Origin of the sequence: Gracilimonas amylolytica (genome assembly GCF_002911695.1) — a bacterium.
Taxonomy (GTDB): Bacteria; Bacteroidota; Rhodothermia; order Balneolales; family Balneolaceae; genus Gracilimonas; species Gracilimonas amylolytica.
This window is the reverse complement of sequence record NZ_PQBS01000040.1, coordinates 263781-276560: the sequence shown is the minus strand read 5'-3', so window position 1 is coordinate 276560 and position 12780 is coordinate 263781. Positions and strand designations below refer to the sequence as shown.

General features: G+C 48.2%; 9 protein-coding genes. 5 read left to right on the top strand and 4 right to left on the bottom strand.

All coding sequences use genetic code 11. From position 1 onward, the window contains the following. Window positions 1–68: 68 nt before the first annotated feature. Window positions 69–1349 (top strand): M28 family peptidase, encoded by a 1281-nt coding sequence (locus C3B73_RS13430; protein WP_103666115.1) that lies wholly within the window; start codon window positions 69–71, stop codon window positions 1347–1349. Between the two features lie 712 nt (window positions 1350–2061). On the opposite strand, the gene C3B73_RS13425 is transcribed toward C3B73_RS13430, so the two are convergent. The 4 genes from C3B73_RS13425 to C3B73_RS13410 form a co-directional block, all read right to left on the bottom strand. Then, on the bottom strand, window positions 2062–2445 hold the full coding sequence (locus C3B73_RS13425) for a GxxExxY protein (RefSeq protein ID WP_103666114.1): 384 nt from the start codon (window positions 2443–2445) through the stop codon (window positions 2062–2064). Between the two features lie 481 nt (window positions 2446–2926). Beyond that, the gene (locus tag C3B73_RS13420; RefSeq protein ID WP_103666113.1) at window positions 2927–3532 is read right to left on the bottom strand and encodes a trimeric intracellular cation channel family protein; all 606 of its coding nucleotides are present in this window, start codon (window positions 3530–3532) and stop codon (window positions 2927–2929) included. 608 nt (window positions 3533–4140) lie between these two features. Continuing rightward, on the bottom strand, window positions 4141–5268 hold the full coding sequence (locus tag C3B73_RS13415; RefSeq protein WP_103666112.1) for an Mrp/NBP35 family ATP-binding protein: 1128 nt from the start codon (window positions 5266–5268) through the stop codon (window positions 4141–4143). Window positions 5269–6033: 765 nt separating this feature from the next. Further along, window positions 6034–6636: a hypothetical protein gene (locus C3B73_RS13410; protein WP_103666111.1), complete on the bottom strand. Its 603-nt coding sequence runs from the start codon at window positions 6634–6636 to the stop codon at window positions 6034–6036. A 969-nt stretch (window positions 6637–7605) separates the two neighbouring features. On the opposite strand from C3B73_RS13410, the gene gcvT reads away from it, so the two are divergent. From gcvT to C3B73_RS13390, 4 genes are read left to right on the top strand one after another with little or no spacing between them, the layout of a single operon-like run. Continuing rightward, window positions 7606–8706, top strand: a complete 1101-nt coding sequence (gcvT, locus tag C3B73_RS13405; protein WP_103666110.1) for a glycine cleavage system aminomethyltransferase GcvT — start codon at window positions 7606–7608, stop codon at window positions 8704–8706. Between the two features lie 45 nt (window positions 8707–8751). After that, complete coding sequence (locus C3B73_RS13400; protein WP_103666109.1) at window positions 8752–9489, top strand: 2-phosphosulfolactate phosphatase; 738 nt, start codon at window positions 8752–8754, stop codon at window positions 9487–9489. Beyond that, entirely contained in the window at window positions 9482–12019 is a 2538-nt protein-coding gene (locus C3B73_RS13395) for an FtsK/SpoIIIE family DNA translocase (RefSeq protein WP_103666108.1), read from the top strand. Before C3B73_RS13400 ends, C3B73_RS13395 begins: the two co-directional genes overlap by 8 nt. Further along, a complete protein-coding gene (locus tag C3B73_RS13390) occupies window positions 12003–12758 on the top strand; it encodes a LolA family protein (RefSeq protein ID WP_232803229.1) in 756 nt (251 codons plus the stop codon). Before C3B73_RS13395 ends, C3B73_RS13390 begins: the two co-directional genes overlap by 17 nt. Window positions 12759–12780: the final 22 nt, after the last annotated feature.

Below are 12780 nucleotides of genomic sequence, written 5' to 3'. Positions count from 1 at the left end.
GACTAAACACTAAACACTAAAACCCCTATCTTCATCGCTGTTGTAACCCTTAAACTATCCCCGATATCATGAAATTACGTTCCCTGATCTTTACATCCCTTTTAAGTTTCACCTTGCTGGCATCCTGTACCTCATCCGGCGGGTCGTCTGACGGTTCAACCCCGGAGATCACCGCGCAGGAAGTGGCGGAGCATGTTGCTTTTCTCTCGAGCGATGAGATGAAGGGGCGCGAAACGGGAACCGCAGAGGAAGCCGCAGCGGCGAATTATATCGCGGACCTGTTCCGGGCCTATGGACTGGATCCGGCCGGGGAGGAGGAGACCTACCTTCAGGAGTTTACGGTGAATATGTCGGTGCTGGATAATCCCCACGCCTCGGATGACGACTCCACGGCTGATAAGCGGATCGCAAAGAATGTGGCGGCGCTGTTGCAGGGAACCGGTGATTCGGAGGAAGTGATCATCATCGGGGCGCATTATGACCACCTGGGGATGGGTGAGTTTGGGTCGCTGAGCAGTGCGGATGAGCCGAGGATCCATAACGGAGCGGATGATAACGCCTCGGGCACGGCAGGACTGCTGGAGCTGGCGCAGTATTTTTCTGAGAACCGTCCCGAAATGGATATCCTCTTTCTGGCTTTTTCAGGTGAGGAGATGGGGCTGCTGGGGTCTCAGTATTACGTGGATAACCCGACCGTGGATCTGGAACATGCCCTGGCGATGATCAACATGGATATGATCGGCCGCATGAATGAGGATCGGCTGATGATCTTTGGCGTAGCTACCACGGATGACTGGGAGTCGATCCTGACATCTGCCAACACCGATTCACTGTCGCTGGATCTGGTTCCGGATGGTACCGGCGCGAGTGACCACACGAGTTTCTATTACAAGAATATGCCGGTGCTCCACTATTTCACGGATACCCACGCCGATTACCACCGCCCATCTGATGATGCGGAGTGGATCAATGCGGAAGGTCAGGCGAAATTGCTGCAACATGTGGCCCGCGTAGTAGAACAGCTGGATGCTCTCGATAAAGCGGATCTGCCGTTTGTGGAGGCTCCGGGAGAGCAGCGTCAATCCATGCGTATGGATGGCCCAACCCTGGGTGTGCTCCCCGATTATGGTTTTGACGGAGAAGGATTCCGCATCACCGGCGTAAGCGGTGGCGGTCCGGCTCAGAAAGGGGGACTCGAAGGCGGTGATATCATCATCAAGATCGGAGAGATGGAGATCGCCGACATCTACGGCTACATGGGCGCCCTCAACGAACTTGAACGCGGCACCACCGTCCCGGTTACCGTCATCCGCAATGGCGAAGAAATGGTGTTTGAGCTGGAGCTGTAAATAGTGTGTACCATTTCCTTGTGAACCGGGAGGTTCCGGCAGGCATTCTCCCGAATCATCGGGATTGGGAACGAGTATTAAACCATAAAAACCCGTAGGGGCAATTCATGAATTGCCCCTACGGGTTTTGAATTGGTGCAGGCTGATGATACGAGGTAGCGGATTATCAAGGTAGATGATCTGATTAACCGATTCACCGATTAGCGATGGACCGAACGACCGATTTTTGATTGACAGAGGCTCCTTGACCTGCTGTTGGGATCATCTCATCCTGAAGGGATGAAATCAATAGCCCCGGGATTTATCCCGGGGTAACCATGAATACCAAAGAACCTCCGCCCGTTGGGTGGTATAATTTATGATGGTTCTCGGAGGTTGGGCTACCCGTTCGATCGTGAAACACCCCGGGGCAATCTCTCACCACGCAGGTATCGAAGTAAATCCTGAAGATCCTGCTTAACATCCTGCCAATCCCGGTTCAAATTGCACTAATTATTACCTATCGGCAATTAATTATTAGGGTCTTGGTCAGCGAAAATCCTTTCTTAACCGATACGGTACGAATGGTGATGACCACAGCGGTGGTGAGGAGGTAGTTGTAAGTAGTGTATGCTTTTTCCTTTTGAACCAGGATTTGCTGGATTATTATGGGATTAGCCGGATTATTTATTTTTTGATCAGATAATGATCCTGAAAATATTCGTATAGCTTACTAATCCTGGTTCAGATCATGTTTTCCATATAATCGCTTAAATTCTAAACTTGGAGCCCCAAAATTTATCAGTAATCCGGTTTCCAGGTTATAGGCCTCCAGGTAATTTTTGGCTTGAGCCAAATGAGTATCGGTCAGCTCTGATATGGCTTTTATCTCTAACATGATCTTCTGCTCGATAAGAAAATCAACTCGTCGTGTTCCAACCTGAGTGTTTTTATATAACACAGGCATTTCAAACTCACGTACATATTGAATGCCTGATCTTTCGAATTCAATCCTTAAGCATCTTTGATAGATCACTTCCTGAAATCCAAAGCCGATCTCAAAGTGTACCTTCATGGCTATTCCAATGATCTTATGAGTAATGTCTTTATACTTCATACCCCTCCCTCTTAGGTTTGTGAAACACTTTGGCCTTCAAAACCATAGTTAGGGAATATAAAACTCTGACTCTAAAATGGGTTCTTTCTTTTTGAACAGGGATTTAAAGGATTTTTTATTTCAAGTCATCATTCATAATAAAAATCCTGAAGATCCTGCTTAACATCCTGCCAATCCCGGTTCATATTGCACTAATTATTACCTACCGGCAATTAATTATTAGGGTCTTGGTCAGCGAAAATCCTTTCTTAACCGACACAGTACGAATGGTGATGATCACCGCGGTGGTGAGGAGGTAGTTGTAAGTCGTGTTTGCTTTTTCCTTTTGAACCAGGATTTGCTGGAAAATTATAGGATTAGCCGGATTATTTATTTTTTGATCAGATAATGATCCTGAAAATATTCATCAATCCTGCCAATCCCGGTTCATATTACCTCAACTAAGACCTGCAGGCGAGGCAGGTTCAATATTCAATATTCCCTACGCTTTCATCTTGGGCAGCGAAAGGCTTTTCTTAACAGACACGGTACGTATGGTGATGATCACCCCGGTAGTGAGGAGGTAGTTGAGGTTATCGGGCAGGTTGATCTGAAGTCCGAGGTAGAAGACCACGGCACCGAGTAAACAGGCGGTGGCGTAGATCTCCTTTCTGAAGATAAGCGGGACTTCCCGGCACAGCACATCCCGGATAACCCCGCCAACCACGGCTGAGATCATGCCCATGGTACCCGCCATAAATGGATTCAACCCAAACGAAAGCGCCTTTTCCATCCCGATGATGGTGAACATGGCGATCCCGATGGTATCAAAAATGAAGAGGGTCTTGCTGAAGTTATTCAGCTTTTTGCCCATCAGAAAAGTGAAGGGTACGGCTGCCAGTATCACCATGGGGTAGGTCATATCTGCCATCCAGGTGATGGGGTGACTGTTGAGCAGGAGGTCCCGAACTGTACCGCCGCCGATGGCCGTCACAAAGCCGATCACGGCTCCCCCAAATACATCCATATCCGTGCGGGCCGCCAGCCGAATACCACTGATGGCAAACACAAAGGTACCAATAAGATCAAGCAGGTAGATTATGTCCATGGGTTATTTGTGTTAGGTGGTGAATGGGTTGAACGGTGGTTCGGTTTAAGTTAAGTCAATGATAGTGAACCGTGATGGATCAAGCAATGAGAGTCAATTTGGAGGATGTGGAGATTATTAGATTCCAGCCTTCGCGGGAATGACCGTGGGTTTTGAATTGGTTCATGATGATGAAATGAGGTGGCTGCTGAGCCTGGGTCGGGCTTTGTTGGAATGACCGATTTACCGATTAGCGATGGACCGAATGATCGATCATGAATTGCCCATCCCGTAGGGATGATATATTAATAGCCCCGGGATTTATCCCGGGGTTAGGAAGGATAACCAAAGAACCTCCGCCCGTAGGGTGGTTGGGTGTGTGAGAAAATTCGGAGGTTGGGCTACCCGCTCGATCGTGAAACACAGCGGTGCATTATCTACCACGCGGACCGGGAGCCTGCCTGCCGGTTGAGGAAGGGTCCAGGCCGGCATTCCCAACGAGACGTTGGGAACGAGCCCTAATCTGGCAAATAGTGCATGATTTGAGATCCCTCGTGTTAGACTGATTCTCCTTTGTGACTAGGTACGCACTCGGGATGACAACTTTTTTCCGTATTTAATACTATCAACTAAGACTTAAACTTGATATCCAGCTTCTTGCCGGAGCCCTGCTCCTTCTCCCGGATGGCCAGCTGCTGCTGCATATTTCCGGTCACTTCCATCAGGGCCGTTGCGGCCGGTGATTCAGTATCTTCCAGGACGATCGGTTTACCGGAGTCTCCGCCTTCGCGAACGGTTTGCTGTATGGGCACTTCACCCAAAACAGGCACATTCAGTTCCTGAGCCAGGTGAGAGGCTCCACCTTCACCGAAGATGTAATATTTTTTGTCCGGCATATCCGGTGGCGTGAAATAGGCCATATTCTCGACCATCCCCAGCACCGGTACGTTCACTTTGTTGAACATAGCCACTCCTTTGCGGGCATCATCCAGGGCTACGGTCTGTGGGGTGGAGACGATAACGGCTCCGGTCAGTGGAACGGTTTGAACAATGGTCAGTTGAATATCACCGGTTCCGGGAGGCAGATCCAGAATAAGATAATCGAGGGCGCCCCACTCCACATCGGTCATAAATTGCTTCACGGCACTGGTCACCATCGGTCCGCGCCACACCATGGCTTGATCCACATCCACGAGAAAACCCATGGAAACCAGACGAATGCCATATTTCTCATGCGGCACCAGTTTCTTTTGCGTGGTGATATTCGGCCGGTCGTGAATGTTGAACATGGTCGGGATACTTGGGCCGTAGATATCGGTATCCATCAACCCCACTTTATGCCCCTTTTTGGCGAGTGCAGCTGCAATATTCACGGCTACGGTAGATTTTCCCACACCGCCTTTTCCGGAAGCCACGGCGATGATATTCTTAACATTCGGCAGGATCTGAGGCTGCTGAGATTGTTGCTGCTTCTGTGGATCAGAGTCTTCCATCTTTCGCTTCAGTGACAAATTCACCGCGGTCTGAATATCCACGATCGCTTCCTTGTCGATGAATTTCTGAATGGCTTCTTCGGCCTTCTCTTTCAGTTGTGCTTCGAGCGCCTCATCCTTCTCCGGAAATTCAAGGGTGAAGGAAACGTACTTATCCTGAACGATCACATCCTGAACCATATCAAGCGATATAAGATCACGCTGTTCGGAGGGATGCAGAACCTGACTGAGGGCTGATTTTACCTGTTCTTTATTAATAGACATATACTACTCTTTTAACCTGTATCTGATGAACGGTCTTGATTTGATTTCAGGCGCTAAAGATAAGAATTATTCCTGTGGGATATGAAACCCGTAGGGGCAATTCATGAATTGGTGCTGGCGGAGGATTTGGGATGTCTGATTATCAAGATAAATGATCTGATTAACCGATTCACCGATTTGCGATGGACCGATAGATCGATTTTTTGATTGACTGAGGACTGGGGCCCCTTGACCTGCTTTTGGGCTTACCTAATCCTGAAAGGATGAAATCAATAGCCCCGTCCTTCAGCCTGCCTGCCGGCGAGGCAGGGACGGGGTTAGAATGAGAATCAAAGAACCTCCGCCCAGTGGGAGGTATGGATTGTGAGGTCGTTCGGAGGTTGGGCAACACTCTCAATCGTGAAACCATCGGTGCCCTATCTATCCACGCGGACCGGGAGCCTGCCTGCCGTTGAGGTAGGGTCCTGCCATGCGTTCTCCCGATTTGATCGGGATGGTTGGGAACGAGTCAACGAGGTAAACGAGTTTTTCAATGGCTATAAACTTCTGATGCTTAAAAAGACCATTAGATCCCCGCCTTCGCGGGGATGACCGGTGAAGGTGGTAATGGCAGAATTGGCATCCGTGAAATCCCAAAATCTCATAAATCCGTGATTCCCAAACGATGCACTCGATTGTAAGGCCATTGGAATGAAACACGGATATTACAGATGGTTGGGAGCGAGTCAAGAAAAATCCGGGGTCAGGCATGATCCCAAACAGGTGCTAAGTTCTCTTCCGATGACTTTCGAACCCATTCCCGCCATTGGCATACACCGGAAAGTTGGGTGGTATCAGGCCAATGTTATTATATTCGGTATGACGAAAGTGTTGGTAAGGATCTTCGCCCAATTTATGCATCAAATCCGCTGCAAGTTCCGGCATGGCAAAGAAGATGAATTCGCCAAAACTCAGTACCAGCCATTCGTGAAAATCCCCTTTCCAAAAATCATTAGGCATGGCCGATGATCTGCATAATTCTTCAAATCGTTCAAAGTCTTCCGCTTCCCAATCGTAGAATGCCAAAACTTCATCGGCAGTATCCGGTAAAAACCGATCAATTACCGGCTCCCATTCGGGCATCAATCGTTTAAGCGGATAGTATTTCTCCTTTAGTTTCGGATCTTTGAGTGGTTCCAGCTTCTTTTTGAGAAATAATGCCACAGCCTGTACAGGGTTTTCAATAACCATAGCCGGATGCTCTCCACTCCCACCCCCAAGGATTAACTGTGTCTGGTCAGCTTCAAAATCACCATCAATTTCTTCTAACGGATGATAAACCGGAATGGAACCAAACAGCCCTGTAATTTCATGTTTAAACGAATCCATGTGGCTCATAGCTGCTTTTTCTGAATTTAATTTTCAAAATAACTAAATAAAAGTAAACTTATCTGCTACTAAGCTATGCGTTGGAGCGGGAGTTACGAGCTGTGGTACCTTACTTACTTCTTTCGTCTTAATCCACCTCTCCACATCCCACACGTTCGATCAGGAACGGCTGATCGAACGGTCTCCCTTCAAAGGGAGAATTTCCTTTCGGAGAATATGAAACCCGTAGGGGCAATTCATGAATTGCCCCTACGGGTTTGGAATTGGTGGAGGCAGATGATACGAGGTGGCGGATTATCAGGGTAGATGAACTGATAGACCGATTCACCGATGGGCGATGGACCGATAGATCGATTGTTCGATCGAAGATAGAAACTCCATGACCGGTTTTTGGTTGCCCTCATCCTGAAGGGATGAAATCAATAGCCCCGGGATTTATCCCGGGGTAAACAAGAGAACAAATGAACCTCCGCCCGGTGGGTGGTATGGATTGTGAGGTCGTTCGGAGGTTGGGCAACACTCTCAATCGTGAAACCATCGGTGCCCTATCTATCCACGCGGACCGGGTGGTCCGGATATGCGTTCTCCCGATTATATCGGGAAGGTTGGGAACGAGCCTAAACCGGGCATCCGTGAAATCCTAAAATCCCCTGAATCCGTGATTCACAAACGATGCACTTGATTACCGGAATGGAACACGGATGACGCGGATATTGCGGATGGTTGTGGGTTTGAAATGATGATCCGATTAACCGATTCATCGATTTGCGAGGGACCGATAGATCGATTTGGATACATATTGATGGATCGGCCGATCATTATCCCATTAAACAAACATTCCCAAGAAATAGCTATGTTATGCCGATTTTTGGTTTACAAACCCGTACCTTTGGGGTCAATGAATTTTCAGGGTTGCGCCGATATATGTAGAATTAATACCCTTTTAACCCTCACAGTCTGATATCAACTATGCCAAAGAAAACGCCATTTTACGACCTTCACGAAAAAGCCGGTGCCAAGCTGGTAGATTTTGCCGGATTTGAGATGCCGGTTCAGTATGCCGGAATCAAATCGGAACACGCAGCTGTGCGTGAACGGGTCGGCATGTTTGATGTGTCGCACATGGGTGAGTTTTACATCAGCGGGCCGGAAGCGCTGGATCTGATTCAGAAAGTAACGGTCAATGATGCCTCCAAACTTACGGAAGGCAAAGCGCAATACACCTGCATGTGCTACGACGATGGCGGCATTGTGGACGACCTGATCATCTATAAACTTTTTGATGAGGCCGGGTATATTGCGGTGGTCAATGCATCCAATATTGAAAAAGACCTGAACTGGATCCTCGATAACAATTCCTTTGATGCCGAAGTCAAAGATCAATCCGATGATACCTGTCTGCTTGCGGTGCAAGGGTCTAAATCCATAGAAACCCTGCAAAAAATTACAGACCTGGATCTGAGTGATATCGGCTTCTATTCATTTAAAATGGGTAGCCTGGCCGGTATGGAGAACGTTGTGTTTTCAGCTACCGGTTACACCGGTGAGAAAGGCTTTGAACTGTATTTTGATAAGAATCATGCAGACCCTGAGAAAGTATGGAATGCCATTATGGAAGCCGGAGAGGAGTTCGGGATCGAGCCATGCGGACTGGGAGCCCGGGATACCCTTCGCCTTGAGATGGGTTTTGCCCTTTATGGCAATGACATCACCAAAGACACTCATCCGCTGGAAGCACGACTGGGGTGGATCACCAAATTCGACAAAGGGGATTTTATTGCTAAGGAAGTCCTACAGCAAAAGAAAGAAGAAGGTCTGAAGCGACAATTGGTTGGCTTCACGGTTGAAGGCAAGCGCAACATTCCGCGTCAGGGTTATGAGATCCAAAATACCGACGGGGAGACCATCGGAGAGGTGACAAGCGGAACAATGTCGATTACTTTAGGTACAGGTATTGGAATGGGTTACGTGGCAAAAGAGTATGCGGCTGAGGGAACCGACATTCAGATCGTTATTCGAAATAAAACAGCCGATGCTACGGTTAGCCGACCTCCATTTATCAAAAAATAAATTCAATTTAGTTCAAAACAACCGTTAGTTAGAGAGTAAGAATTCATGCCGGATATCAATTATATCGACGTATTTTTTTCGGTTCAGGCGTTTCAGGAAGAAGAACTGCGTGGCAAAAGTGCGGTCATCATTGACGTGCTTCGTGCTTCCTCATCTATTACCACTGCCATTCATAACGGGGCAAAGAAAGTGATCCCGGTTGCGGATATGAGTGATGCCATGAAGATCGCCACCACTATGGATCAAAAGGATTATCTGCTTTGCGGTGAGAAGAACGGCTCCAAGATCGAAGGCTATCACCTGGGGAATTCCCCGGCTGAGTACACTCGGGAGGCTGTGAAGGATAAGACCCTCATTTTCAACACCACGAACGGTACCAAGGCCATTAAAAAGGCGGCTCTGGCGAGTGAGGTGTATGTGGGAACCTTCCTGAATCAGCAGAGTATCCTGAATGCCCTGAAAGAGCACGATGATGAAGTGGTGCTGATCTGTTCAGGCTGGCAGGGGCGACTTTCCATTGAGGATACCCTCTTTGCGGGATCCCTGCTTCATGCCATCAGTGGCGGTCAGCTGCCCGATTCGGCGAAAGACGGTGCGAAAGTAGCATTTGGTCTTTTCGAAAAATATGGGCATGATTTAGAGGGAGCCATCAGTAAAAGCGATCATGCAAAACGATTAGCTGAACTTGTTCCAAATGGTGATATTTCATTCTGCTGTAAAGTGAATGAATTTGATGTGCTTCCCGGAATGAGGGACGGAATTCTCAAAGATCTAAATGGCTAAAAGCAACTTAAATACATCTACAAGCACACCCGGACTCGATTCTAACCGTAAGAAGGAGATCATCGGCATCATTATTATGTCGATCGCTGTTCTGCTCGGCTTAAGTATCGTTTCCTATAATTCGGCGGATTATCAGTATGCCCGAAGCATTTCATTTGTTGATCTGTTTACGCGGGATGCCAACTCCCTGCTGGTCAAAAACTGGCTCGGTCCCGTAGGTGCTTATATTTCGCACTACCTGGTGCATAGTTTGTTTGGCTACACCAGCATTATCCTGGCTCTTATCACCGGCTACCATGGCTGGCACACCTTTCGCCGGAGGGATTTCAAGGAGCTGGGCTGGCTGACCGTACTGAGCATCTGGAGTATGGTGCTACTCTCTACTTTTATTGGATGGCTGACCACCTATGCCGACTTTCCGGATGATTCCATCTGGAGTGGAGCGGCCGGCATCGCGATCTCACAAGTGATGTATAACATTACAAGCATCGGTTCCATCATTATTCTATCCGTGCTGGTGCTTATCACCCTGTTGATGTTCATCGACCGCGACCTGCAGAAGACCATCGATAACCTCAAGCTGTGGATCGAGAATATTCAGGAGAAGATGGAAGAACGTCGGGCGGCCCGACAGCTTCGAAAGGAAGAAAAGGCCAAAGAGCGCGAAGAACGGCTCGCCGAAAAACGGGCTGAAAAGGAAGCCAAAAAAGCAGCAAAAGAAGAACAGCAGGAAGAGGAAGAACAAGAGCTCAAGAAACAACCGATCGCCGATTCCGATAACGAAGATGAACCCGTGAAACCGGCTCCATCCATCGATGAGCTTGTGGCAAAATCTGAAGAGGAAGATCAGAAAAAACGCGAGCAGGAAAAGAGTGAGATCAAAACGCTGGATACCCGTCAGCGAGCCTCCCTTGAGAAAGAAGAAGAAATTGACAGCGATGACGATGACATCGAGGTGTCGGTATATGTTGGTAAAGGAGATGAACAGGCCGATGAAAAAGACCTCGACAAGCTGAATAAGCAGAAAGCCAAGGAAGTACCGGTCATCAAATACAAGTTCCCTAAAGTGGACCTGCTGGATCCTCCGCCGGATGAGGGTAATGAAGTGGACCTTGAGGAGATCAAGGAAAATAAGCGCATTATTCTGGATAAGTTGAAGCGGCATAAGATCGAGATCGTGGGCATCAATGCCATTGTGGGTCCAACGGTGACGCTCTATGAGCTGGAACCGGCTCCGGATGTGAAGATCTCCAAGATCGAAAGCTACTCCAATGACCTGAAGATGGCGACGGCCTCCAAGGGACTTCGTATGCTTTCCCCGATCCCCGGAAAGTCAGCGGTGGGGATTGAAGTGCCAAACAGCACGCGCGAAACGGTGTATATCAAACAGGTTTTGAACACCAAGAAATTTGTAGAAACCGATTACACCCTGCCGGTGGCCTTTGGTAAGACCATTGAGAATGAGGTGTTCATGATCGATCTTACCAAGATGCCTCACCTGCTTATTGCCGGTGCCACGGGGTCAGGTAAGTCGGTCGGAATCAACACCATCATTACGTGTCTGTTGTACAAGTGTCACCCCGATGACCTGAAATTTGTGATGGTAGATCCGAAGAAGATCGAGCTGTCACTGTATCGCAATATTCAAAATCATTTTCTGGCTATGCTGCCTGATTCTGATGAGCCGATCATCACCGATACCTCCAAGGCTCAGGAAACCCTTGAAAGCCTGTGTAAGGAAATGGATGAGCGCTACGACCTGCTCAAGATGGCTATGGTGCGTGATATTAAATCCTACAACGAGAAATATAAGACCGGTAAGCTGGATGAGGAACTGGGTCATCGCCACCTGCCATATATTGTGGTGATCATCGATGAGCTGGCTGACCTTATGATGACGGCCGGTAAGCAGATCGAGGAGCCGATCGCCCGACTCGCACAGCTGGCCCGTGCCATTGGTATTCACCTGGTGGTTGCTACGCAGCGACCGTCTGTGAATGTGATCACGGGTACCATCAAAGCCAACTTCCCGGCGCGAATTGCCTATCAGGTGGCTTCCAAAGTGGACTCCCGGACTATCCTGGATCAGGGCGGAGCCGATCAGCTGATCGGAATGGGCGATATGCTCTTCAACAACGGAACCGGGATGATCCGGATTCAAAATGCCTTCGTTTCGACGGAAGAAGTGGAGCGAATAAACGCCTTTATTGGTCAGCAGGCCGGGTATAAACAACCTTTTCACCTACCCATTGTAAAAGATGATACTGCAGACATTCCTGATCCGTTAGATGATATAGACGAATACTTTGAAGCGGCTGCCAAGCTGGTGGTATTGCATCAGCAGGGATCGGTTTCATTGTTGCAGCGTAAACTTAAGATCGGCTATAACCGAGCCGGCAGAATCATAGATCAATTATTCAATGCAGGCATTGTTGGACCATATCAGGGCAGTACCGCGAGGGATGTTCTCGTACAGGATGAAGATGAACTTCAGGAACTTCTGGACAATCTGGATGAATATGAAGGGTGAGCAGTTAACAGTTAACAGTGAACAGTTTACAGTGAACAGTAAGCAGTTAGCAGTTTCTCAAGTTAATCCTGTTCACCTTGACCACCTCGTTCCGAACCGCCGGTTCGGAATGCATGACGGAACCGCCGGTTCCCTTAAGATTGTAGCCTTGCTTATAGCTTTGTTCGTCTTCACCGGTTCAAACCTGTTTGCCCAAACCCCGAACTTTGACCTGCTTAAAGAGCGATTTGAGACCGGGGAAGTATTTGCAGCTGATTTTGATCACACCTATACCGATTCCTATACCGGAGAATCCACTTCAAGTAATGGACAGATCTGGATCGATCAGGAGCGATATAAGCTCATGGCTGACGGACAGACCATAGTGGTGGATGGAGAAACCTCACGGGTGTATGACGAAGCCCGCAACCGGGTGATCGTGGATACCTATTATCCCGATGAGGACGATTTTGCCCCTTCCCGCATGCTCAGTGGCATCGATTCCACCTACACTGTTTCGGAGCGAAAGCAGGGAACACGAACGCTTGTAACCCTCACATCTACCGATGATTTTTCTGTGTTCACGGGAGTGGAGATCCTTTTGGATGCCGATCTTCGTCCACTCAGGATCATAGCTATTGACATATCCGATAATGAGATCGTGACTAATTTCAGTAATGGCCGATTTTATGCCCCAGAATCAGAACTCTTTCAGCTTGAGTATCCCGAGGGTGCTGAAGTGATCGACATGAGATATTAATTCTTTAAAAGTTTTTGTTAGT

Bases quoted from the DNA above. Each gene is read 5' to 3' on its own strand.
- C3B73_RS13430 (WP_103666115.1), top strand. From the start codon at position 69: ATGAAATTACGTTCCCTGATCTTTACATCCCTTTTAAGTTTCACCTTG.
- C3B73_RS13425 (WP_103666114.1), bottom strand. From the start codon at position 2,445: ATGAAGTATAAAGACATTACTCATAAGATCATTGGAATAGCCATGAAG.
- C3B73_RS13420 (WP_103666113.1), bottom strand. From the start codon at position 3,532: ATGGACATAATCTACCTGCTTGATCTTATTGGTACCTTTGTGTTTGCC.
- C3B73_RS13415 (WP_103666112.1), bottom strand. From the start codon at position 5,268: ATGTCTATTAATAAAGAACAGGTAAAATCAGCCCTCAGTCAGGTTCTG.
- C3B73_RS13410 (WP_103666111.1), bottom strand. From the start codon at position 6,636: ATGGATTCGTTTAAACATGAAATTACAGGGCTGTTTGGTTCCATTCCG.
- gcvT (WP_103666110.1), top strand. From the start codon at position 7,606: ATGCCAAAGAAAACGCCATTTTACGACCTTCACGAAAAAGCCGGTGCC.
- C3B73_RS13400 (WP_103666109.1), top strand. From the start codon at position 8,752: ATGCCGGATATCAATTATATCGACGTATTTTTTTCGGTTCAGGCGTTT.
- C3B73_RS13395 (WP_103666108.1), top strand. From the start codon at position 9,482: ATGGCTAAAAGCAACTTAAATACATCTACAAGCACACCCGGACTCGAT.
- C3B73_RS13390 (WP_232803229.1), top strand. From the start codon at position 12,003: ATGAATATGAAGGGTGAGCAGTTAACAGTTAACAGTGAACAGTTTACA.